Origin of the sequence: Amycolatopsis sp. NPDC004169 (genome assembly GCF_040610315.1) — a bacterium.
GTDB lineage: Bacteria > Actinomycetota > Actinomycetes > Mycobacteriales > Pseudonocardiaceae > Amycolatopsis.
The window spans coordinates 1-21,030 of the sequence record NZ_JBEXMD010000033.1; the positions used below are offsets into that span (position 1 = coordinate 1).

The following is a 21,030-nucleotide window of genomic DNA, read 5'->3' on the forward strand; positions in this document are numbered from 1 at the left end:
GCCCTCATCTCCTACCTCGTCTCCGCCTACTACTCCGCCGCCGTCCTCGTCCCCGACGCCCTCGCCGTGCTCGAAGGCGCCGAACTCGGACGGGAGGGATGATGCCCGAGCCCACCACCCCGCCGCGCACCCCCGACGCACCCGACGCACCCGGCCGCCCGCCCGCCTTGCCCGCCTCGGCCTTCGGGCCGACCGGGCTCGGCACCACCGCCGCCCGGATCGTCCCGCGCACCGGCGACGCCCGCCCACCCGAACCTGAGCGGCGGGTGACCCCGTGACCGTCACCGAGGAGTCGGTGCAGCTCTCGCTCAGCGTCCGCGCCGCACGGACGCTGAGCACCACCACCAAAACCCCGCCGCAAATGCGCGGCATCACCACCCGCTGGCTGCTCACCCAGCTGCCCTGGATCGACGTCCCCGCCGGCTCCTACCGCGTCAACCGCCGCCTCACCTACACCCTCGGCGACGGCAAACTCTCCTTCTACACCACCGGCACCCGCGTCCACGTCATCCCCGCCGAACTCACCGAACTGGCGATATTGCGCGACTTCGGCGACGAAGCAGCGCTGGGGGCGCTGGCCGAAGCCTTCGAGCAACGCGAATACGAACCCGGCGCCACCCTGTTCACCGCCGGCACCCCACTGGACACCCTGTTCCTCATCGCCCACGGCAAAATCACCCGCCACCGCGCCGGCCCCTACGGCGACGACCTCCACCTCGGCACCACCACCGACGGCGACCACTTCGGCGAAGAACTCCTCGGCCCCCACCCCGGCACCTGGACCTACACCGCCCGCGCCGCCACCCGCGTCACCGCCCTCGTCCTGCCCGCCACCGCCTACGCCCGCCTCAACGGCCGCTCCGAACCCCTGCGCACCCACGTGGCCGAGGCGCTGGCCCGGCCCCGCAAACCCCAAAACCACAAAGGCGAAGCCGCCATCGACCTCGCCGCCGGCCACGACGGCGAACCCCTGCTGCCCGGCACCTACGTCGACTACGACCCCGCACCCCGCGAATACGACCTGGCCGTCGCCCAGACCCTTCTGCGGGTTCACAACCGGGTGACCGATCTTTACAACCAGCCGATGAACCAGCTCGAACAACAACTCCGGCTCACCGTCGAAGCCCTCCGCGAACGACAAGAACACGAACTGATCAACAACACCGACTTCGGGCTCCTGCACAACGCCGACCTCAAACAACGGATCCCCACCCGGACCGGGCCGCCGACGCCGCTCGACCTCGACGACCTGCTCTGCCGGCGCCGCAAGACCCGCTTCTTCCTCGCCCACCCCCAAGCCATCGCGGCGTTCGGCCGGGAATGCACCGCCCGGCGCATCTACCCCGACACCACCCTCGTCGACGGCAAACGCGTCACCACCTGGCGCGGAGTACCGATCCTGCCCAGCGACAAAATCCCCATCAGTCCCGCGGGCACCACCTCGATCCTGGCCATGCGCACCGGCGAAGACGACGCCGGCGTCATCGCCCTCCGACCGAAGTCACTGCCCGACGAATACCAACCCGGACTCAACGTCCGACACATGGGCACCAACGACCAAGCCATCACCTCCTACCTCGTCAGCGCCTACCACTCCGCCGCCGTCCTCGTCCCCGACGCCCTCGGCATCCTCGACGACGTCCAGATCGGCCACTGACTCCGGACCGCCGGCCGGGCAGGCGACCCGCGTGTCACCCGCCCCGTCGGCGACCCGGCTGGCAGGATCGCCGCATGGAACGTGTGCTCGGAATCGGCGGGTACTTCATCCGCGCGGCGGACCCCGCGGCGCTCGCCGCCTGGTACCGCGACTGCCTCGGCCTCGAAACCGACGAACACGGCCTCTGGCAGCAGCAACCCGGCCCGACCGTCTTCGCGCCGTTCGAGGCCGAGACGGACTACTTCGGCTCGCGGAGCCAGCAGACCATGCTGAACTTCCGGGTCCGCGACCTCGACGCAATGCTCGCCCAGCTCCGAGCCCGCGGAGCCGACGTGTCCGACGACGTCCAGGACATGGCCGGCGTCGGCCGCTTCGGCTGGGTCACCGACCCAGAGGGGCACCGCATCGAACTCTGGCAGCCCGCCTAGATGTACTGACCTGTGAGGTTGGGGATGCGGCTGGCGGGTGGGTGGCCTGCGAGCGCGGTGTGGCCGCGGTAGGGGTGGGTGTAGGCCCATTCGTCGAGCAGGGTGCGGTTGAACCGCTCTACCTTGCCATTGGTCTGCGGCCGGTAAGGCCGGGTGCGTTTTGGGGTGATGCCTGCTTCGCTCAGCGTGTCACGCCAGAGGTGGGAGCGGCAGCAGGATCCGGGGCACCGTGGAGGGTTGAGGCCCCCGGAGGCCCTCCCTTACACCAAGATCATCCGATCACGTGTCACCACGATCGCAATCTCCCCGAACAGAACACCTAGAGCACGAACCCGGCCGGGAACGGGTCGTCCGGGTCGAGCAGGTACGTTGCCGTCCCCGTGATCCACGCCCGGCCGGAAAACTCCGGTACCACCGCCGGGACGTCGCCCACCGTCGTCTCCGCCACGAGCGACCCCGTGAACGTCGTGCCGATGAACGACGCGTTCTCGAACGGTGTGTGCAACGGCAGCTCGCCGCGGGCGTGCAGCTGGGCCATCCTGGCGGACGTTCCGGTGCCGCACGGTGAGCGGTCGAACCAGCCCGGGTGGATCGCCATCGCGTTCTGCGACGCCCGGGCGTCGGAGCCCGGGGCCAGGAACTGGACGTGCTTGCAGCCGCCGATCAGCGGGTCCTCCGGGTGCTTCGGCGGGCGCTGCTCGTTGATCGCGCCCATGATCGCCAGGCCGGCGGTCAGGATCCGGTCCTTCTCCGCCCGGTCGAACGGGATGCCCACCGAGGCCAGCTCCAGGATGGCGTAGAAGTTCCCGCCGTAGGCCAGGTCGTAGCGGACCGGGCCCAGGCCGGGCACGGAGACCTCGGCGTCGCGCTCGGCCAGGAAGGAAGCGACGTTGCGCAGCTTGACCCGGGTGGCCCGCCCGCCCGAGACCGTGACCTCGGCGTGCACCAGCCCGGCCGGGGTGTCCAGGCGCACCACCGTCGTCGGTTCGGTCACCTCGACCATGCCGGTCTCCACCAGCACCGTCGCCACGCCGATCGTGCCGTGGCCGCACATCGGCAGGCAGCCGGACACCTCGATGTACACCACTCCCCAGTCCGCGTCCTCGCGGCACGGCGGCTGCAGGATCGCGCCGCTCATCGCCGAATGACCGCGCGGCTCGTTCATCAGGAACTGCCGCAGGTGGTCCAGGTGCGCCATGAAGTAGCGGCGGCGCTCGGCCATCGTGGCGCCCGGGATCGGGGCCACGCCGCCGGTCACCACCCGGGTCGGCATGCCCTCGGTGTGCGAATCGACCGCCGTGATCGCGCGCGAGGCCCGCATCTACGCCACCCCCAGCGCCGCGAGCGCACGGCCCATGTCGGCCCGGACCTGCTCGCGGTGGACGTCCGACAGCGGCCCGCGCGGCGGGCGGCACGGCCCGCCGCGACGGCCCACCATGTCCATCCCGAGCTTGATGGCCTGGACGAACTCGGTGCGCGAGTCCCAGCGGAACGCGGCCACCAGCGGCTCGTAGAGCGCCCTGGCCTCCTCGAGCTTCCCCGCCGTGGCGAGCTCGAACAGCCGCGCCGACTCGGCCGGGAACACGTTCGGGAACCCGGCGAACCAGCCGGTCGCACCCATCAGCAGGCTTTCCAGCACGACGTCGTCGGCGCCGGAGATCACCGCCAGCCCGGGCGCGCGCTCGCGGATCTCCAGCACGCGGCGGACGTCGCCGGAGAACTCCTTGACCGCCACGACGTTGTCGATCTGCGCGATCTCGGCCAGCAGGTCCGGGGTGAGGTCGACCTTGGTGTCGAACGGGTTGTTGTAGACCATCACCGGCAGTCCCACCGAGGCCACCGCTTCGAAGTGCGCCAGCACCTCGCCGCGGTTGGCGCGGTAGAGCGTCGGCGGCAGGCAGAGCACGCCGTGCGCGCCGTCCTCGGCCGCGGCCTCGGCCCAGTACCGCGCCTGGTGCGCGCCGGGTCCGTGGACGCCGACGACGACGATCCCGTCCGTCCCGACCGCTTCGATCGCGGTGCGGGCGACGCGGCGGCGCTCGTCGTCGGTGAGCGAGGAGTACTCGCCGAGCGAGCCGTTCGGGCCGACGCCGCGGCAGCCGTTTTCGACCAGCCACCGGCAGTGTTCGGCGTAGGCGTCGTAGTCGACGGCCAGCCCGGCGGGCGCGGCGTCGTCGGCCCGGTAGGGCAGCGCGGCGGCGACGACCACACCCCCGAGGTCGCGAGTGCTCATGGGTTCTCCTTCGGCTCGGCGAGTTCGCCCAGCCGGATCGGCTGGGCGATCGGACGGTGGTGCCGCTCGGCGCCGCCGCACAGTTCGGCGACCGCAGCCCCGCACATCCGGCCCTGGCAGGGGCCGAGCCCGGCGCGGGTGCCGAGCTTGAGCGCGTGCGGGCCCGGGGTGGCCGGGTCCGCGGCGGCGCCTTTCAGGTCGCCGTAGGTGGTTTCCTCGCAGCGGCAGACGACGGTGTCCTCGCGCAGCCAGCCGGGCCACGCCGCACCGATCGGGTGGGCGGCCGCCAGCCGGCGGGCGAAAGCACGGGCGTGGTCGCGCCGCTCGAGCAGGGCGCGGCCCGGCGTCCGCCCGGCGGCGGCCCACCCGGCGATCGCGCCTTCGGCCGCGGCGGCGGCCGCACCGCCGATGCCGGTGATCTCCCCTGCGGCGAACACCCCGGGCACGCTGGTGCGCTGGTCGAGACCGACCCGGACGAACCCGCCGTCGAGGACGCAGCCGGCCGCGACGGCCAGCTCGGGTTGCCCCGCGAAGCCGTGCCCGACGCAGAGCGCGTCGACCCGGTAGGTGCGTTCGGTGCCGGGGACGACCGACCAGTCCGCGCGGACGCGAGCGGTGACGGCTTCGCGGACCCGGTCGTCACCGCGGGCTTCGACCACCGCGCGGCCGAGGAGGTACGGCACGCGGTGGCGAGCCAGCTTGCCGGCGTAGTGGACCAGTTCGTTCAGCTTGCCGACGTGCGCGGCCGCCCGCCACGACCATCCACTGAGGACGGTCCGGACCGGGTTCGCCTCCAGCACCGCGCGCACGCCGGCGCCGATGTCCAACAGGGACGCGGAGACCGGCAGCAGGAACGGCCCCGCCCCGGCGACGAGCACGCGCTGCCCCACGGCGACCCGCTCGCCCTTGGCCAGGGCCCGGGCGGCGCCCGCGGTGAAGACGCCGGGCAGCTGCCAGCCGGGGAAGGGCAGGACGCGGTCGTGCGCACCGGTGGCCAGGACCAGCGCGTCGGGCTCGAGGGTGTGACGGCGGCGGTTCGTCCCGTCGGCCGGGCCGCGCAGGACGTGGACCCGCTTGCCCTCCAACGCCCAGACGGTGCTTTCCGGCCACCACGTGCACCGGCTCAATAGCGCTTCGAACCGGTGCGAGGCGCCCCGGTGGTACTGCCCGCCCGGCACGTCCGCCTGGTCAAGGAGGGTGACGTCGGCCCCGGCGGCGAGCGCGTGTTCGGCGGCCGCGAGCCCGGCGGGTCCGGCACCGACGATGACGACGTGCGTCACGCGCTCTCCTCCCGCGACTGGGTCCGGATCTCGTCGCCGTCGGCGGCGCGGCGGCGGCAGGCGCGAACGTCGGCGACGCCGTTGACGGTGAGCAGGCAGTCGAAGCAGGCACCGATCCCGCAGAAGACCCCGCGCGGCGCCCCGGACCGGGTGCGGCGCCAGGAGAGCCGGCCGGCGGCGAGCAGGACCCCGGCAACGGTCTGCCCGGCGAGTCCGGTGACGGTCTCGCCGTCGACGGTGATCGCGATCGGCTCGCTCACGCCGGCACCGCCGGCCGGTCCACGGTGAACTCCGCCACCGGCATCGAGGGTTCGTCGCCGGTCAGCAGCTCGCGCAGCAGCCTCGCCGTCCCCACGCTCAGCCCGATCCCCGCCCCTTCGTGACCTGTTGCGTGCCAGAGGTTTCCCAGCCTCGGGTCCTCGCCGAGCACCGGCAGGTGGTCGTCGACGTAGGGCCGGAAGCCGCCGTACGCGCGCATCACCGCCGCGTCGGCCAGTGCCGGGAAGAGCCGGACCGCCTTGGCCGCGATCGCGCCCAGCACGTCCGGGCGGATCGTGTCGTCGAAGCCCACGCGGCGGCGGGACGAGCCGATCAGCACCGTGCCGCCCCGGGTCGACTCGACCACCGCCGACGTCTGCAGCTCGCCGCTGCCGGTGCCGACCGCGCCGACGTAGTCCGCGTCGTAGACCTTGTGCCGCACCACGCCCGGCATCGGCGTGGTCACCAGGACCTCGCCACGCCGGGGGCGGACCGCGATCGGGGCGCCGAGCCGGGCCGACACGAGCCCCGCCCACGGGCCCGCCGCGTTCACGACCACGTCCGCTTCGACCAGGTCGCCTGCCACCCGGACGCCGGTGATCCGCCCGTCCCGGACCCGGGCGCCGGTGACCTCGGCTTCGGTGCGCAGCCGGGCACCGTGGCGCAGCGCCGAGCCCAGCAGGGCGAGCGCGGCGCCGGCCGGCTGCACCTGGGCGTCCTCCGGGTAGCGGACAGCGGCGGTCACTTCGCGGGTGAGTGCGGGTTCGGCCGCCGCGACGGCGTCCGCGTCGAGGCGCTCGGTGCGGACGCCCGCCTCGGCTTGGGCCTCGGCGAACGCGAGGAGCGCGCCGGCGCCGGCTTCCGTGGTGGCCACGACGATGCCGCCCTTCGGGTCGAACTCCGCCGCGGCGGCCGCGCGCGGGTCGTCGACGGCGATCTCCCCGAGCACCTGCGGCCACAGCCGGGCGGACAGCCGCGCGAGCGTGAGCTCGGCGCCCGGGCCCTTGTCGGAGACCAGGAGGTTGCCTTCGCCGTGCGACGTGGTGCCACCCGCGGGCCGGCCGCGGTCGAGGACCAGGACGTCGAACCCGGCGAGAGCGAGCTCCCGCGCACAGGCGGCGCCGACGATCCCGGCCCCGATCACCACCACCCGCGTTCGGTTCATCGACCCTCCAGCGTTCGGTATAGCGAACGATAGGTGTCGATGACGCCGGGTGTCAATCCGTCAGGACGGGGTGCGGACGGCCGTCGAGGCGTTCGTCCGCGCGGTACTGCAGCAGGAGCACCGAGTGCACCGGGCCGTCCGGCGCGGTGTAGCTGTGCGGCTCACGGGCGTCGAAGGCGACGTAGTCGCCGGGCCCGAGGTCGACGGTCCGCCCGGCGACCTCGACCCGCAGCCGCCCGGTCTGCACGACGGTGTGCTCGACGCCGACGTGGCCCTGCGAGCGCTGCGGCGCGTCCCCGCGGACGGCCTGGTCGTAGACCTCGAAGACGCTGTTGTCGGCCTCGATCCGCCGCAGCGGCCGCAGGTCGACGCCCTCGCCGCGGAGCACCTCGACCTCGGCGGCCCGCACGACGGTCAGTCCCCCGCGCGGCCGGTGGTCGAGCAGGTCGGAGATGGCCACTTCGAGGACGCGGGACAGGCTGAAGACGGTCTCGATGGTCGGGTTCCCGGTGCCGCCTTCCAGCTGTGACAGCGTCGCCTTCCCGATGCCGGACCGCCGGGACAGCTCCGACAGCGACAGCCCGCGCGCGGCCCGGGCGGCGCGGAGGTTGACGGCGAGCATGTCGCGAATCGACGGGCCGCCGTCATCGTTCGGTAAAGCGTCCACCAGTGGCGCCCTTCGTTCGGTTTGCCGATCGAACCAGGCGCCATGATGTCACGAATGGCCCATCCCCGGCCTCCCCGCCGGGAACGGGCCACCGCAGGAGAGCCCCTACCTCGCGTACGTCAGGCAGTTGGCCGCGTGGCCGCCGTCGCCGGGGCCGACGCGGATGCTCTCCGCCGCGCACTCCAGCGACGAGTTGTGCCGGCAGTCCGTCCGGGAACACGCGCCGACCTGGGCCACGACGCGGTCCAGGCCGCCTTTCGTGTTCAGCGGGACGAACGTTCCGCAGTCCGCCGACCCGTTGCCGCCGCCGACCGTGATGGCGAAGGCGTGGCAGCCGTCGTGGTTGTAGGAACAGCCGCTGACCGTGCACTCGTGCACGGCGGGCATCTCGGTGGTGGTCATCCGCTCTCCTGGTTCCGTGGTGGGAAAACAGTCGGTTTCCCGACGCTCCCACCCGGAACCGGACCCCGCAACGCCAGGCGGCCACGCCCGGGTGACCGGACCCGCCCGGCCGGGTGACAAAGGCCCCCGACCGGGCGAACCCCTCAGTGCGTGAGCGTGTTCGGGTCGCTCGTGCTCGGCCGTCCCGTCTCGACGTGGCCCGCCAGGCGGCGCAGGAACCGCGGGTCGCGGTCCGAAACGATCGTGACGTCGTACCAGCTGCCGCTGCGCCGCGTGTCCACCACCTCGACCACCCGCGCACCCGGCCGCAGCAGCCGCGACACCGACCGGCGGCCGTACGCGTCGGTCAGCGTGAGCCGCACCGGGGTCGGGCCACTGTTGGTCAGGACCAGGGCGAGGTTCCCGCTCCGCCCCTCCGGGCGCGCGCTCACCTCGGGCCCGGCCAGGCCGCCGCGGAACTGCCGGACGAACCCGTTCGGCCCCTGCACGGTGTAGTCGTAACCGCCGGTGGCGGGCAGCGTGGCGGCGAGCGAAGTCCCGGCGCCCGCGGTGTAGGTCCGCGGGTCGGCCCCGGGCGAGGTGACGTGGAACGTCGCGCCCGCCCGGCCCTGGTTCACGAACGTCACCTCCAGCGCGGAGCCGGCGTGCGCGTCGACCGCCAGGTCGTAGGGCAGCGCCCGCGCCGGCCGCAGCCCCGGTTCCTGCTTGGGCAGCACGGCCTTGGCCGGCACGGCGGGCACGTAGTCCGGGTGCCGCACGCGGTCCGGCGGCTCGTAGCCCGCGGTGTCCGGCAGGGCGGGCACCCGCGCGTCGGTCCGGGCGAAGTCGAACGCCGAGGTCAGGTCGCCGCAGACCGAGCGGCGCCAGGGCGTGATGTTCGGCTCGTGCACGCCGAAACGCCGTTCGATGAACCGGATGATCGACGTGTGGTCGAACGTCTCCGAGCAGACGTAACCACCCTTGCTCCACGGCGACACGACGATCATCGGAACGCGCTGGCCGAGCCCGTACGGGCCGGCCGGGTGCGACGCCGACCCCGCGAAGATCTCCCCCGCGGTGTCCACAGTGGATTGACCGGCGGTCGCGTAGGGCGGGAGGACGTGGTCGAAGAAGCCGTCGTTCTCGTCGTAGGTGATCAGCAGCGCGGTCTTGCTCCACACGTCCGGGTTCGCGGTGAGCGCGTCGAGCACCTGCGCGATGTACCAGGCACCGTAGTTCACCGGCCAGTTCGGGTGCTCGCAGAACGCCTCCGGCGCGGTGATCCAGGAGACCTGCGGCAGCTTCCCGGCCTTGACGTCGGCGCGCAGCCGGTCGAAGTAGCCCTCGCCCGCCTTGGCGTTCGTGCCGGTGCGGGCCTTCTCGTACAGGGCGTCGCCGGGCTTGGCGTTGCGGTAGGAGTCGAAGTACAGCAGCGAGTTGTCGCCGTAGTTGCCGCGGTAGGCGTCTTCGATCCAGCCCCAGCCGCCGTCGGCGTCGAGCCCGTCGCCGACGTCCTGGTAGATCTTCCAGGACACCCCGGCCCGCTCGAGCCGCTCGGGGTAGGTCGTCCAGGAGTAGCCCTTCTCGTCGTTGCCGAGGACCGGGCCGCCGCCCTGGCCGTCGTTGCCCGTGTACCCGGTCCACATGTAGTAGCGGTTCGGGTCGGTCGAGCCCATGAACGAGCAGTGGTAGGCGTCGCAGATGGTGAACGAGTCGGCGAGGGCGTAGTGGAAGGGGATGTCCTCGCGGGTCAGGTACGCCATGGTGGTCGAGCCCTTGGCGGGCACCCACTTGTCGTACTTGCCGCCGTTCCACGCCGCGTGCGTGTCGTTCCAGCCGTGCGGCAGGTCCTGGATGAACTGCAGGCCCAGGTTGTCCGCTTCGGGGCGGAAGGGCAGGATGTCGCGCTTGCCGTCGGACTGCGCCCAGACGGACTTGCCGCCGGCCAGGGTGGCCGGCCGCGGGTCACCGAAGCCGCGGACCCCGCGCAGCGTGCCGAAGTAGTGGTCGAACGACCGGTTCTCCTGCATCAGCACCACGATGTGCTCGACGTCCCGCAACGTCCCCGTCCGGTGGTACGCGGGGATCTCCGCCGCGCGGGCGATGCTGGTGGACAGCGCGGAAAGGGCGGCGGTACCGCCGGCGAGCTGCAGAAAACGTCGTCGGTTGACGTCCGTCATGGGGACTCCGGGGGTGTCGTGGTGGCGAGCCGGGTCAGTATGGGCGGCGAAGAGCGAACCTGTCCCGGGAGCGAGGCTAACGGCGGGCGAAAGCCTGGTTAACGCCTGCGAGCGGACAAGCCGTTGACAGAGATACGGAAGCACGTACTAATGTATGGCTTCACTATGAACGACGTACCCAATCTGGCCCGCGACCCGGACGACCGGCTCTACTCCCCCGACGTCCGCAGCGCACTGGCCGATTTCACCCTCGGTGAAGACACCGGCCCGCTCGAGGCCGCCGCCGCCGTCCGCACGGCCGCGCGGAGCCTCGAGGGGCTGCGCTCGCAGGGCACCGGCAACCGCGGCCTCAGCCCCGGCGCCCTCGACATCCTGATCCGGCTCGCCGCCGGCAGCGCGAACATCAAGGACCTCGCCGCGTCCGCCGGGGTGAGCTCGCGGAACGTGACCGGCCTCGTCGACACCCTGGAACGCGCCGGGCTCGCCGAGCGCGTCCCCGACGCCCGTGACCGGCGGTCGGTGCAGGTCCGGATCACCGAGGACGGCCGCACGTGGCTGACGGAGTTCCGCCGGCCGTCCCAGCTGGCCATGGCCGCGCTCTTCCGCGGCTTCACCGCCGCGGAGACGGCCCAGCTGCGGCACCTGTGCCTGCGGCTGGCCGAAAACCAGTACCACCTCACCCGCCACCTGGAGGACCGATGACCACGCAGACCCGGGAAACCGTGCAGGCCTACCACCGCGCCCGCTTCGACGGCGACGTGACCGCCACGGCCGCGCAGCTGGCGGACACGTTCACCTTCCGCAGCCCGCTGCTCGAATCCGCCGACGCCCGCGGCCACCTCGACGGGCTGGCCGGGTTCGTCGGGATCGTCACCGGTGTGGAGCTGGTCAGCGAGCTCTACGGCGACACCGAGGCCACGCTCGTCTACGACGTCCACACCGCGACGCCGGTCGGCGTGCAGCACACCGCCGAGCACTTCCGGCTGCGCGACGGGAAGATCGAAGCCATCACCCTGATCTTCGACGCGACGCGCTGGCACCCGCTGATGGCGGCCGTGCAGCGGTGACCCGCCCGGGCGCCCGGGGGTTGTGGAGACCACGGGCTGAGCTCGAACACCGGGCGGGCACCGCCGGGACCGGTGTACCCGGGGCCGGGCCCGGCAAACCCGGGGCCGGAGGTCCGGCTGCGGGAACCGGCCGGGCCGGGCAGAATCCCGGCATGGCCGGATGGGCGTTGCGTTCCGCGGGGATGCGCTGAGTGGGCCGCTGGGAGTACCTGGCCGTCCTCGGCGCGTGCGTGCTGGTGACGCTGCCGATCGAACTGGCGGGCGCGCGGGTGTACCGCAGGCCGGGCCGGCTCGCCCGCGCGGTTCTGCCGGTGGCGGCGCTGTTCCTCGTCTGGGATGCCTTCGCCATCGCAGGCGGTGTCTGGCACTTCGACGCGGCGTTCGTCAGCGGCTTGCGTGCGCCATTCGGGATTCCGTTGGAGGAGGTCCTCTTCTTCGTCGTCATCCCGGTGTGCGGTGTCCTGACGTACGAAGGAGTCGGCCTGACCGGGCGGCTGCTGCGGCGGTGGCGCCGCGGAAGGGAATGAGGCCCGCCTCCGCTCAGCGGAGGTCCGAGGGGGGTCGACCTGCGAGCGGAGACGGGAGTTTTGGGCCGGTACGGGGGCCGCCTCGCGGCGGAAGGCTCAACACGGCTCCAGCGTGACCGGTATTCCGTGAAGGCAAGGGGTGAGGCCCGGGGGCACCGCCGTACCGACACTCTGTACAACGTCCTGCCGCCGCTGGTGTTCCGGGCCGGGAGGGTGACGTGCGTCGCTCAGTGGACGGCCGCGAGCTCGCGTGTCCGGACCGCCCAGCGGGTCAACGCCGGCACGGGCGCGACGGCCGCGAGGAACACGACCGCGACCAGCAGCCACCCCGGGCCGCCGAGCCCGCCGACCGCGAGGGTGAACACGCCTGGCCCGACCATCTGCACGGTGGCCGTGGCCGCCTCGGTCGCCCCTTGGTAAGCCCCCTTGGCCTCTTCGCGCATCAACCGCACCGACAGTCCCCAGTTGGCGGCCACGTACCCCAGTTCCCCGACGACGTGCAGCAGCGCGGCCAGCACCACCACACCGGTCGCGACCACCCCCGCGCCGCCGGACGTCGTGGCGAGCAGCACGCAGCTGCCCGCGAGCACCACTCCGGACACCACGGCCGTCCGCGCGGCCTGGCTTGCCGTGCGCGCGAACCGGGAGAACGGCACCTGGAACACCGCGATGCCCACCGAGCTGATCACCACCACGACGCCACCGAGGCCCAGCGGCAGGTGCGTCCGGCCGGACAGCCACAGCGGCAGGCCGGCCGACAACATGGCCCAGCACAGCGAAAGGACGGCCGTGGCTGCGGTGACGCAGAGGAACGGCCGGTCCTTGAGCACCACACGGGTCGTCGCCCGCGGAGCCGGTGCGGGTGCGGGCACCAGCAGGGTCGCGCCGGCCAGCACCAGGAAGCTCACGGCGTTGCCGGCGATGGCCAGCGTGTAGGCCCACCGGGCGTCGGCGGTGAGCACCAGTGCGCCCAGCCCGGCACCGACGGCGTACCCGACGTGCTGGGCCACCCGCTGCTGCGCCAGCGCGCGGACGCGCTCGGCGGGTTCGGTGACCAGCCCGGTGATCAGCGCCGTCCGGACCGCGGTGCTCCCGGTCGCCAGTGCGGTGAAGGGCACCGTCACGGCCAGGAACGACCAGGTGCCGTCCACGGCGAGGTAGCCGGCCATCGCGGCGGCCCGCACCAGGGTGAGGGTGACCAGTACCGGCCGCGCACCCGCCCGGTCGGCGAACGCGCCCAGCGGTACCGCGGCGGCCATGCCTGCCGCGCTCGCCACGGCCAGCCCGACGCCCACCGTGACCGGCGGCAGCCCGGCGATCCGGGTGAGGTAGAGCGCCCAGATCGTGAACCAGAGGCCGTCGCCGAGGGCGGAAACCCCGCGGCCCCACAGCAGACTTCGCATGCATCCACCCTTCACGATGACGTGAAGGGTATTTCCCGGCCGCGGCTCGTGCAAACATCATTCACGTTCTCGTGAAGCGTGTTAGGCTCGCGCGCGACGGAAGGAACGGGATGGGCGGACTGGTCGACGCGGGCAACGCCGTCCAGGGTGCGATCGTCGAGCTGACGCGCGAACTGGCCGATCCGGTGCGGCTCACGGCCCTGCAGGTGCTGGCCGCCGAGGGCCCGCACACGATGGTGCAGCTGGCCGACGCGCTCGGCGTCACCGCACCCCGGCTGGGCAACCACCTGGCCCGGCTCCGGACGGCCGGGCTGGTGACGGTCGAACACACCGGACGGCACGCCGTGTACCGCGTCGGCCGCGAAGACCTCCTCGGCGTGCTCACGGCCCTCGCCCACTACGCCGGCAAGGACGGCATCACCCCGCCGGACCGCGCCGAGTCGGCCGCGGACCTCGCGCACACGTGCTACGACCACGCGGCCGGACGGCTCGGCGTGGCGGTGTTCGCCCTGCTCGTCTCGCGCGGGGCGCTCCGGCCGCCGGACGGGTCCGCCCCCGAGGTCGCCCTGGGCGACGACCTCTCGGCGTTCCGGGACCTCGGCGTCTCACCGGCGGAGGTGACACCGGGACGGCGCCGGCCGGCGACCGCGTGCCTGGACCGCACCCACCGCGTTCCCCACCTCGGCGGCGTCCTCGGCCACGAAGTGCTGGCGGCGTTCCTCGCCGACGGGCTGGTCCGCCGGGGCCAGGAGGACCGCGAACTGCTGATCACCCCACGCGGCCGCCGCCGGTTCGGCAGCCTGCTTCCCGGGTTCTGACGTCAGCGGCGCCCGGAACGCGTCGCGGCGAGGTACTCGCGGTTGAGCGTCGCGATGCTCGCGAACGGGATCCCCTTCGGGCACGACGCCACGCACTCCCCCGTGTTCGTGCAGCCGCCGAAGCCTTCGGCGTCCATCGCGTCGACCATGTCGAGCACCCGGCTCGCACGTTCGGGGCCGCCCTGCGGGAGCAGGCTCAGGTGGGTCACCTTCGCCGCGGTGAACAACGTCGCCGAGCCGTTCGGGCACGCCGCCACGCAGGCGCCGCAGCCGATGCAAGTCGCGTTGTCGAACGCCAGGTCCGCGTCCGGCTTGGGCACCGGGGTCGCGTGGGCGTCCGGGGCGCTGCCGGTCGGCGCGCTGACGTACCCGCCTGCCTGGACGATCCGGTCGAGGGCCGAGCGGTCGACGACCAGGTCCTTGACGACCGGGAACCCCTTGGCCCGCCACGGTTCCACGTCGATGACGGCGCCGTCGGCGAAGGAGCGCATGTGCAGCTGGCACGACGTCGTGCGCTCGGGGCCGTGCGCCCGGCCGTCGATCACCACGCCGCACGAGCCGCAGATGCCCTCGCGGCAGTCGTGGTCGAACGCCACCGGCTCGTCGCCGGCCTCGATGAGCCGCTGGTTGAGCACATCCAGCATTTCCAGGAAGGACATGTCCGGGCTGATGCCGTCGACCGGGTAGGCGACGAGGCGGCCTTCGGCGGCCGGCCCGGCCTGCCGCCAGACGCGGACGGTGAGTTTCACGTGTAGCTCCGCTGGGTCGGGTGGACGTGGTCGAAGACGAGTTCTTCGCGGTGCAGCACCGGCTCGGGGCCGTACTCCCACGCGGCGACGTGGGCGAAGTGCTCGTCGTCGCGCAGTGCTTCGCCTTCGGGGGTCTGGTGTTCTTCGCGGAAGTGGCCGCCGCAGGATTCCTCCCGGGCGAGCGCGTCGACGAGCATGAGCTCGGCCAGTTCCAGGAAGTCCGCGACGCGGTTCGCCTTCTCCAGCTCCTGGTTGAGCTCGGCGGCACCGCCCGGGATGCGGACGTCCCGCCAGAACTCGGCCCGCAGCCCGGGCGCCCGGTCGAGGGCCTTGCGCAGGCCCTCGCGGGTCCGGGACATCCCGCAGTGGTCCCACATCAGCAGGCCCAGCTCGCGGTGGAACGAGTCGACCGAGCGTGTCCCCCGAATCGCCAGCAGCCGGGAGATCCGTTCGCGCACCGCGGTTTCCACCTCGCGGACCGCGGCCGCGGGGACGTCGTCGAGGCGCGTGCTGCCGAGGTAGTCGTTCACCGTCGCGGGCAGCACGAAGTAGCCGTCGGCCAGGCCCTGCATGAGCGCCGACGCGCCGAGCCGGTTGGCGCCGTGGTCGGAGAAGTTGGCTTCGCCGATGACGAACAACCCGGGGATCGTGCTCTGCAGGTCGTAGTCCACCCACAGCCCGCCCATCGTGTAGTGGATGGCCGGGTAGATCCGCATCGGCACCGCGTACGGGTCTTCCGCGGTGATGCGCTGGTACATGTCGAAGAGGTTGCCGTAGCGGGCTTCGATCGCCGGACGGCCGAGGCGCGCGATGGCGTCGGCGAAGTCGAGGTAGACGCCGAGGCCGCCCGGCCCGACGCCGAGCCCGGCATCGCAGACGTTCTTCGCCGCCCGTGACGCGATGTCCCGCGGCACGAGGTTGCCGAAGCTGGGGTAGAGCCGCTCGAGGTAGTAGTCGCGCTCGTCCTCGGGGATCTCCCCTGGTGATCTGGGGTCGCCTTTCCGCTTCGGCACCCAGATGCGGCCGTCGTTGCGCAGCGACTCGCTCATCAGCGTCAGCTTCGACTGGTGCTCGCCCGACCGCGGGATGCACGTCGGGTGGATCTGGGTGAAGCACGGGTTCGCGAAGTAGGCCCCGCGCTTGTGCGCCCGCCAGATCGCGGTGGCGTTCGAGCCCTTCGCGTTCGTCGAGAGGAAGAAGACGTTGCCGTAGCCGCCGGTGGCGAGCACGACGGCGTCCGCGAGGTGCGTGGTGATCTCGCCGGTGACCAGGTCGCGCGCGACGATGCCGCGCGCCCGGCCGCCGGCCACGACGAGGTCCAGCATCTCGGTGCGCGCATGCAGCTCCACGTTCCCGGCGTCGATCTGCCGGGACAGCGCCTGGTAGGCCCCGATCAGCAGCTGCTGGCCGGTCTGGCCGCGGGCGTAGAACGTGCGCTGCACCTGCACGCCGCCGAAGGACCGGGTGTCCAGCAGCCCGCCGTACTCGCGGGCGAACGGCACGCCCTGGGCCACGGCCTGGTCGATGATCTGCGCCGACACCTGGGCCAGCCGGTACACGTTGGACTCGCGGGCCCGGAAGTCGCCGCCCTTGACCGTGTCGTGGAAGAGCCGGTACACCGAATCGCCGTCGTTGCGGTAGTTCTTCGCGGCGTTGATGCCGCCCTGGGCCGCGACGGAGTGCGCGCGCCGCGGCGAGTCCTGGAAGCAGAACTGCACGACGTGGTAGCCCTGCTCGGCCAGCGTCGCCCCGGCCGAGCCGCCGGCCAGCCCGGTGCCCACGACGATCACCCGGTGCCGCCGCCGGTTCGCCGGGTTCACCAGCTTGGCGGCGAACTTCCGCTCGTCCCAACGGTTTTCGAGCGGCCCGCCCGGAGCCTTGGTGTCGGCGATCGGATCGCCCACGCGGTAATCGGGCATCAGTGCACCAGTCCCGTCATGATCGCGACCGGGACGAGGGCGTAGCCGCCCGCGACCACGACCGCCGTCGTGCTGCCGAAGATCCTGATCGCCCGCTCGCGCCGCGGGCGGGTGACGCCGAGCGTGCGCGCGGCGCTCGCGAAGCCGTGGTGGATGTGCAAGCCCAGCATGGCCAGGGCGGCCAGGTAGATCAGGTTGACCCACCAGACCCGGAAATCCGCCACGAGGTTGTGGTACGGGTCGCCGGGGACGAAGTCCCGGTTCACCGCGCCGACGGTGAAGTCGAGGATGTGCCAGACGACGAACACCGCGAGCGTCGCGCCGCCCCAGCGCATGGTCCGCACCGCGAAGGTCGCGCGCGACGGCTGCCGGTGGACGTAAGCGACCGGCCGGGCGCGGCGGTCGCGCCGGGCCAGCTGCACGGCCGCGGTGACGTGCAGGACCAGCGCGGCGAGCAGGACCGCGCGCTGGAGCCAGAGGAACCACTCGCGGCGCAGCACCGGTTCGCCGATCGTGCGCAGCCAGCCCGCGTAGTGGTTGAGCTCGGCGGCGCCGAGGAACGTCTTGAGGTTGCCGACCATGTGCGCGAACACGAAGGCGAGCAGGAGCAGGCCGGTCACCGCCATGACGGCCTTCTTGCCGATCGTCGAGGCCCAGAAGCGCCGGACGGCGGAGCGCCGGTGCGGGGCGAGGGTGTTCACCACGCCATCGACGTTAAGAGCGCGCCCACCAGAGGTCAAAGACATGATAGCTCTCTTGTCGATAGGCTGATCCTATGCAGTTCCAGCAGCTGGCCTACTTCGTCGCCGTCGCCGAGCACCGGCACTTCACCCGCGCCGCCGAGCGGGTGCGGGTGGCGCAGCCGTCGCTGTCGCAGCAGATCCGCGCGCTCGAACACGATCTGGGCGCGCCGCTGTTCCACCGGATCCGCGGCAACGTCTCCCTCACGGAGGCCGGGGAAACGCTGCTGCCGATCGCGCGGCGGATCCTCGCCGACACCGAAACCGCCCGGCTGGCCGTCCGGGAGCTGGCCGAGCTCGACCGCGGGCGCGTCCGGCTGGGTGCGCCGCCGAGCCTGTGCACCGGCCTGCTGCCCGCGATGCTCGCGGCGTTCCGCCGCCGGTACCCGGGCATCCAGCTGGAGCTGCACGAAAGCGGGTCGGGTGACCTCCGGCAGCGGCTGGCCGAGGGCGCGCTGGACCTGGCGCTCCTGGCGGGCGCCCGGACCACCGCCGACGCGGGCCTGAGCGCGACCCCGCTGCTGCTCGAGGAACTGGTGGTGATCTCCGCTCCGGACGCGCCCGTCGCCGGCGAACGGCTCGGCATCGAGCAGCTCGCCGACGTCCCGCTGGTGATGTTCCGCCGCGGCTACGACGTCCGGGAGGCCACGGTCGACGCCTGCCGCGCCGCCGGGTTCGAGCCGTCGTTCGCCATCGAGGGCGGCGAGATGGACGCGGTGCTGGCCCTGGTCCGGGCGGGCGTCGGCGCGGCGGTGGTGCCGAGCACGGTGGCGGGCGACCGGTTCCGGATGACCCGCTTCACGCCCGACGCGGGGATGACCCGCGTGGTGCAGCTGGCCCACCGGGCGGACCTGGAACCGACCCGCGCGGTCCGCGCGCTGCGCGCGGCGATCGCCGGGTTCGTGGCCGACCCGGCCCGGCGGGCGAGCCTCCCGCCGGGCATCGAGTCCCTGGTGGACTCCGGCGCCGTCAGCTGAGGCCGAACCGCTCGGCGAACGCGGCCAGCTCTTCGCGCCGGCGCCCGGCTTCGGCCGTGCCGGGCGTCACGACCACCCGCGTCACGCCCTGCCGGGCCAGCTCGTCGACGTCCTCCGTGGACAGGTCGAGCGAGCCCCACCGCGTGTACTGGAAGCTTTCCGGGTCGCGCGCGGCGGCCCGGGCGAGCTCGAACTGACGGCGGCGCTCGTCCGCCGTGAGGGCGCCGCCGGGGAAGAAGCCGTCGCCGCGCCGTCCCGCCCGGCGGGCCGCGGCCGTGCTCGACCCGCCGACGTGGATCGGGAGGGTGCGGACCCCGACCGGCTTCGGGAAGCTGCAGACGCCTTCGAAGGTGAAGAACTCGCCGTCGTGGCTGACGCCCTCTTCGCCGCCCGCCCAGAGCAGCCGCAGGACGTCGATGGCCTCGTCGGCCCGGCGTCCGCGGGTGGCGAAGTCGACCCCCGCCGCCCGCGCTTCGCCGGGCAGCGCACCGACGCCGACGGTGAGCAGCCGCATGCGCCCGCCGGAGAGCACGTCCACGGTGGCCAGGCGCTTGGCCAGCACCACCGGGTGGTGGTACGGCAGCAGCAGGACCCCGGTGCCGAGCAGGATGCGGCTGGTGACGGCGGCGACGAAGGTGAGGCACTCCACGGGGTCCGCGTAGGGCAGTGACGGCGGCAGCGCCATCGGCCCGATCCGCGCGCCCGGGTACAGCGCCACGTGCTCCGGCAGGTACAAGGACTCGAACCCGCACTCCTCGGCGTCCCGGGCGAACCCCGCGAGCGTCTCCGGGTCGGTGCCGAAAAAGGGTGTGCTGTAACTGATCCCGAACTTCACCCGGGTGAAGCTAAAGGTTGACGCGGACGTCAACGCAACCCTTCCGGAGCGGGCGGGGTAGCGCAGGCGCTACCCCGGATCGGGTGGCCCGCACTCCTGATCTTCGCGCCCGGTCCCGGCATCGTGAACGGGGTCGATCCGGACGAAAGGAGCAGGATGATGCGGAAACTGGTGGCGGCCGTGACCGTGGCGGGGCTGCTGGGCGGGACGGCGACGGTGGCCGAAGCGAAGCCGTCGGGGAAGGCCGCCCTCCAGGAGCAGCTCGACGCGCTGGTCGGGCCGTTCCCGGCCGCGCTGGCCTCGGTGAGCCGCGGCGGGCGGACGGAATCGCTGGTCGCGGGCTCCGCACGGCTCGGCAGCCGGGTGCCGGTGCCGGTAGACGGGCGCGTCCGGGCGGGCAGCAACACGAAGACGTTCACCGCGGTCGTCGTGCTGCAGCTGGTGGCCGAGGGCAAGGTGGCGCTGGACGCGCCGATCGAGCGGTACCTGCCCGGGCTGGTGCCCGGCGGGTCCGCGATCACCGTCCGGCAGCTGCTGCAGCACACCAGCGGGCTGCCGAACTACACCGAGTACCTCGGGCTGGAGGACGTCGCGAAGCTGCGGCACCGCTACTTCGAGCCGCACGAGCTGCTCGCGGTGGCGTTCGCCCACCCGGCGAAGTTCGCACCCGGGACGAAGTGGGAGTACAGCAACACGAACTACGTGCTGGCGGGCCTGCTGGTCCAGCGGGTGACCGGCCGTCCGGTGGCGGAGGAGATCACCTCGCGCGTGATCCGGAAAGCGGGCCTGCGGAACACGTACTGGCCCGCAGCCGGCGACGAAGGCATCCGGGGCCCGCACCCGCAGGGGTACGCGCGGTCGGGCGGCGAGGTGGTCGACGTGACCGAGCTGGACCCGTCGTGGGGCTGGGCCGCGGGCCAGCTGATCTCGACCCCGGGCGACCTGGCGCGGTTCTCCCGCGCACTGCTGGACGGCCGGCTGCTGCCCGCGGCGCAGCTGGCGGAGATGCGCAAGACGGTCGACGCGCCACTGGCCCCGGGCTGGCGCTACGGCCTGGGCCTCTTCCGCGTCCCCCTCAGCTGCGGCGGCGAATACTGGGGCCACGGCGGCGACATCCACGGGTTCGAGACCCGCGGCGGCGCCACCGACGACGGCCGTGCGGTCGGCCTGGCGGTGACGGCGCTGCCGGGCACGTTCGGCGACGGCGACCAGGGAGCCCAGGCGGTGCTGTCCGCGGTGGACGCGGCCTTCTGCCGCTGAGGCCGCTCAGGCGCCGTCGACCGACCCCGGCGGCAGGAAGTCGACGTCGTGCCGGGCCGACAGCCGGACCACCTCGGCCGGGTCGGCCAGGTCGTGCAGCCGGTCGAACAGCTGCGCGAGCCGTCCGGCGGGGCTCACCCAGAACAGCGCGCGGGTGAGGCTTTCGCTGCGGTTGTAGTAGGCGTGCGGCAGGCCTTTCGGCATCCGCACGGTGTCCCCGGGGCCGGCGGTCGTCCACTCGCCGTCGAGGTAGAGGGTGAAGACGCCGTCCAGGACGTAGATGTGCTCGTCCTGGGTGGGGTGCACGTGCGGCGGCACGCCGGTTCCGGGCGGGTCGAGCGTTTCGAAGGCGAAGCTCGTCTCGCTGGCGGCTTTCAGGGCGTAGGTGTGGCCGAGGACGTTCCACACCTTGCCTTCGCCGGCCGGGGTGATGCCCTTCGGCAGCGGGCCGAGCACGATCTCTTCGCCGGTCATCGCGTCTCCTTC

General features: G+C 72.9%; 24 protein-coding genes and 1 pseudogene. 10 read left to right on the plus strand and 15 right to left on the minus strand.

Features of this window, described 5'->3' with window-relative positions; all coding sequences use genetic code 11:
• From ABZX11_RS33905 to ABZX11_RS33920, 4 genes are all read left to right on the plus strand, one after another.
• Positions 1-102, plus strand: a 102-nt coding sequence (locus tag ABZX11_RS33905; RefSeq protein ID WP_354921071.1) for a hypothetical protein, incomplete at its 5' end; no start/stop codon positions are given.
• Positions 102-278 carry a hypothetical protein gene (locus ABZX11_RS33910; protein ID WP_354920788.1) on the plus strand — a complete coding sequence of 59 codons (177 nt, stop codon included), beginning with the start codon at positions 102-104 and terminating at the stop codon, positions 276-278. The genes ABZX11_RS33905 and ABZX11_RS33910, both read left to right, overlap by 1 nt.
• On the plus strand, positions 275-1,657 hold the full coding sequence (locus ABZX11_RS33915; protein WP_354920791.1) for a family 2B encapsulin nanocompartment shell protein: 1,383 nt from the start codon (positions 275-277) through the stop codon (positions 1,655-1,657). The genes ABZX11_RS33910 and ABZX11_RS33915 overlap by 4 nt, the downstream gene beginning before the upstream one ends.
• A 74-nt stretch (positions 1,658-1,731) precedes the next feature.
• Complete coding sequence (locus tag ABZX11_RS33920) at positions 1,732-2,085, plus strand: VOC family protein (RefSeq protein WP_176170241.1); 354 nt, start codon at positions 1,732-1,734, stop codon at positions 2,083-2,085.
• Here ABZX11_RS33920 and ABZX11_RS33925 read toward each other — a convergent pair.
• From ABZX11_RS33925 to ABZX11_RS33965, 9 genes and pseudogenes are all read right to left on the minus strand, one after another.
• Positions 2,082-2,306: pseudogene (locus ABZX11_RS33925) on the minus strand (integrase core domain-containing protein); the annotation flags it as partial. The gene ABZX11_RS33920 and the pseudogene ABZX11_RS33925 overlap by 4 nt on opposite strands.
• A gap of 98 nt (positions 2,307-2,404) precedes the next feature.
• Positions 2,405-3,406, minus strand: a complete 1,002-nt coding sequence (locus ABZX11_RS33930) for a proline racemase family protein (protein ID WP_354920794.1) — start codon at positions 3,404-3,406, stop codon at positions 2,405-2,407.
• Positions 3,407-4,318, minus strand: coding sequence for a dihydrodipicolinate synthase family protein (locus ABZX11_RS33935; protein ID WP_354920797.1), 912 nt, complete (start codon positions 4,316-4,318; stop codon positions 3,407-3,409).
• The gene (locus ABZX11_RS33940) at positions 4,315-5,598 is read right to left on the minus strand and encodes an NAD(P)/FAD-dependent oxidoreductase (protein WP_354920800.1); all 1,284 of its coding nucleotides are present in this window, start codon (positions 5,596-5,598) and stop codon (positions 4,315-4,317) included. Before ABZX11_RS33940 ends, ABZX11_RS33935 begins: the two co-directional genes overlap by 4 nt.
• Entirely contained in the window at positions 5,595-5,858 is a 264-nt protein-coding gene (locus ABZX11_RS33945) for a (2Fe-2S)-binding protein (RefSeq protein WP_354920803.1), read from the minus strand. Before ABZX11_RS33945 ends, ABZX11_RS33940 begins: the two co-directional genes overlap by 4 nt.
• Entirely contained in the window at positions 5,855-7,021 is a 1,167-nt protein-coding gene (locus ABZX11_RS33950) for an FAD-dependent oxidoreductase (protein WP_354920806.1), read from the minus strand. Before ABZX11_RS33950 ends, ABZX11_RS33945 begins: the two co-directional genes overlap by 4 nt.
• 52 nt (positions 7,022-7,073) lie before the next feature.
• Positions 7,074-7,643: an XRE family transcriptional regulator gene (locus tag ABZX11_RS33955; RefSeq protein ID WP_354920809.1), complete on the minus strand. Its 570-nt coding sequence runs from the start codon at positions 7,641-7,643 to the stop codon at positions 7,074-7,076.
• Positions 7,644-7,793: 150 nt separating this feature from the next.
• Complete coding sequence (locus ABZX11_RS33960; RefSeq protein WP_176170248.1) at positions 7,794-8,090, minus strand: DUF1540 domain-containing protein; 297 nt, start codon at positions 8,088-8,090, stop codon at positions 7,794-7,796.
• A 143-nt stretch (positions 8,091-8,233) separates the two neighbouring features.
• Positions 8,234-10,249 (minus strand): phosphocholine-specific phospholipase C, encoded by a 2,016-nt coding sequence (locus ABZX11_RS33965; protein WP_354920812.1) that lies wholly within the window; start codon positions 10,247-10,249, stop codon positions 8,234-8,236.
• A gap of 165 nt (positions 10,250-10,414) precedes the next feature.
• Between ABZX11_RS33965 and ABZX11_RS33970 the strand changes: the two genes are divergently transcribed.
• From ABZX11_RS33970 to ABZX11_RS33980, 3 genes are all read left to right on the plus strand, one after another.
• Positions 10,415-10,951, plus strand: a complete 537-nt coding sequence (locus tag ABZX11_RS33970; protein WP_354920815.1) for a MarR family transcriptional regulator — start codon at positions 10,415-10,417, stop codon at positions 10,949-10,951.
• The gene (locus tag ABZX11_RS33975; protein WP_354920818.1) at positions 10,948-11,316 is read left to right on the plus strand and encodes a hypothetical protein; all 369 of its coding nucleotides are present in this window, start codon (positions 10,948-10,950) and stop codon (positions 11,314-11,316) included. Before ABZX11_RS33970 ends, ABZX11_RS33975 begins: the two co-directional genes overlap by 4 nt.
• 191 nt (positions 11,317-11,507) lie before the next feature.
• Positions 11,508-11,843 (plus strand): lycopene cyclase domain-containing protein, encoded by a 336-nt coding sequence (locus ABZX11_RS33980; protein ID WP_354920821.1) that lies wholly within the window; start codon positions 11,508-11,510, stop codon positions 11,841-11,843.
• 227 nt (positions 11,844-12,070) lie between these two features.
• Here ABZX11_RS33980 and ABZX11_RS33985 read toward each other — a convergent pair whose 3' ends face one another.
• Positions 12,071-13,246, minus strand: a complete 1,176-nt coding sequence (locus ABZX11_RS33985) for an MFS transporter (RefSeq protein ID WP_354920824.1) — start codon at positions 13,244-13,246, stop codon at positions 12,071-12,073.
• 110 nt (positions 13,247-13,356) lie between these two features.
• On the opposite strand from ABZX11_RS33985, the gene ABZX11_RS33990 reads away from it, so the two are divergent.
• Positions 13,357-14,064, plus strand: a complete 708-nt coding sequence (locus ABZX11_RS33990) for a metalloregulator ArsR/SmtB family transcription factor (protein WP_354920827.1) — start codon at positions 13,357-13,359, stop codon at positions 14,062-14,064.
• 2 nt (positions 14,065-14,066) lie between these two features.
• Here ABZX11_RS33990 and ABZX11_RS33995 read toward each other — a convergent pair whose 3' ends face one another.
• The 3 genes from ABZX11_RS33995 to ABZX11_RS34005 are packed head-to-tail and all read right to left on the minus strand — an operon-like array spanning position 14,067 to position 17,436.
• Complete coding sequence (locus ABZX11_RS33995; RefSeq protein ID WP_176170255.1) at positions 14,067-14,813, minus strand: succinate dehydrogenase/fumarate reductase iron-sulfur subunit; 747 nt, start codon at positions 14,811-14,813, stop codon at positions 14,067-14,069.
• Entirely contained in the window at positions 14,810-16,732 is a 1,923-nt protein-coding gene (locus ABZX11_RS34000; protein WP_354920832.1) for a fumarate reductase/succinate dehydrogenase flavoprotein subunit, read from the minus strand. The genes ABZX11_RS33995 and ABZX11_RS34000 overlap by 4 nt, the downstream gene beginning before the upstream one ends.
• Positions 16,732-17,436: a succinate dehydrogenase cytochrome b subunit gene (locus tag ABZX11_RS34005; RefSeq protein WP_354920835.1), complete on the minus strand. Its 705-nt coding sequence runs from the start codon at positions 17,434-17,436 to the stop codon at positions 16,732-16,734. The genes ABZX11_RS34000 and ABZX11_RS34005 overlap by 1 nt, the downstream gene beginning before the upstream one ends.
• 71 nt (positions 17,437-17,507) lie before the next feature.
• On the opposite strand from ABZX11_RS34005, the gene ABZX11_RS34010 reads away from it, so the two are divergent.
• Positions 17,508-18,449, plus strand: a complete 942-nt coding sequence (locus ABZX11_RS34010; protein ID WP_354920838.1) for a LysR substrate-binding domain-containing protein — start codon at positions 17,508-17,510, stop codon at positions 18,447-18,449.
• On the opposite strand, the gene ABZX11_RS34015 is transcribed toward ABZX11_RS34010, so the two are convergent.
• Entirely contained in the window at positions 18,442-19,284 is an 843-nt protein-coding gene (locus tag ABZX11_RS34015) for a TIGR03619 family F420-dependent LLM class oxidoreductase (protein ID WP_354920841.1), read from the minus strand. The genes ABZX11_RS34010 and ABZX11_RS34015 overlap by 8 nt on opposite strands.
• Before the next feature lie 156 nt (positions 19,285-19,440).
• On the opposite strand from ABZX11_RS34015, the gene ABZX11_RS34020 reads away from it, so the two are divergent.
• Positions 19,441-20,544, plus strand: a complete 1,104-nt coding sequence (locus tag ABZX11_RS34020; protein WP_354920844.1) for a serine hydrolase domain-containing protein — start codon at positions 19,441-19,443, stop codon at positions 20,542-20,544.
• Positions 20,545-20,550: 6 nt separating this feature from the next.
• Here ABZX11_RS34020 and ABZX11_RS34025 read toward each other — a convergent pair whose 3' ends face one another.
• Positions 20,551-21,018, minus strand: a complete 468-nt coding sequence (locus ABZX11_RS34025) for a cupin domain-containing protein (protein WP_354920847.1) — start codon at positions 21,016-21,018, stop codon at positions 20,551-20,553.
• Between the last annotated feature and the right edge of the window lie 12 nt (positions 21,019-21,030).

Coding starts and splice junctions, on each gene's coding strand:
- ABZX11_RS33910 (WP_354920788.1), top strand. CDS start 102: ATGCCCGAGCCCACCACCCCGCCGCGCACCCCCGACGCACCCGACGCA.
- ABZX11_RS33920 (WP_176170241.1), top strand. CDS start 1,732: ATGGAACGTGTGCTCGGAATCGGCGGGTACTTCATCCGCGCGGCGGAC.
- ABZX11_RS33930 (WP_354920794.1), bottom strand. CDS start 3,406: ATGCGGGCCTCGCGCGCGATCACGGCGGTCGATTCGCACACCGAGGGC.
- ABZX11_RS33935 (WP_354920797.1), bottom strand. CDS start 4,318: ATGAGCACTCGCGACCTCGGGGGTGTGGTCGTCGCCGCCGCGCTGCCC.
- ABZX11_RS33950 (WP_354920806.1), bottom strand. CDS start 7,021: ATGAACCGAACGCGGGTGGTGGTGATCGGGGCCGGGATCGTCGGCGCC.
- ABZX11_RS33955 (WP_354920809.1), bottom strand. CDS start 7,643: ATGCTCGCCGTCAACCTCCGCGCCGCCCGGGCCGCGCGCGGGCTGTCG.
- ABZX11_RS33960 (WP_176170248.1), bottom strand. CDS start 8,090: ATGACCACCACCGAGATGCCCGCCGTGCACGAGTGCACGGTCAGCGGC.
- ABZX11_RS33965 (WP_354920812.1), bottom strand. CDS start 10,249: ATGACGGACGTCAACCGACGACGTTTTCTGCAGCTCGCCGGCGGTACC.
- ABZX11_RS33970 (WP_354920815.1), top strand. CDS start 10,415: ATGAACGACGTACCCAATCTGGCCCGCGACCCGGACGACCGGCTCTAC.
- ABZX11_RS33975 (WP_354920818.1), top strand. CDS start 10,948: ATGACCACGCAGACCCGGGAAACCGTGCAGGCCTACCACCGCGCCCGC.
- ABZX11_RS33985 (WP_354920824.1), bottom strand. CDS start 13,246: ATGCGAAGTCTGCTGTGGGGCCGCGGGGTTTCCGCCCTCGGCGACGGC.
- ABZX11_RS33990 (WP_354920827.1), top strand. CDS start 13,357: ATGGGCGGACTGGTCGACGCGGGCAACGCCGTCCAGGGTGCGATCGTC.
- ABZX11_RS34000 (WP_354920832.1), bottom strand. CDS start 16,732: ATGCCCGATTACCGCGTGGGCGATCCGATCGCCGACACCAAGGCTCCG.
- ABZX11_RS34010 (WP_354920838.1), top strand. CDS start 17,508: ATGCAGTTCCAGCAGCTGGCCTACTTCGTCGCCGTCGCCGAGCACCGG.
- ABZX11_RS34020 (WP_354920844.1), top strand. CDS start 19,441: ATGATGCGGAAACTGGTGGCGGCCGTGACCGTGGCGGGGCTGCTGGGC.
- ABZX11_RS34025 (WP_354920847.1), bottom strand. CDS start 21,018: ATGACCGGCGAAGAGATCGTGCTCGGCCCGCTGCCGAAGGGCATCACC.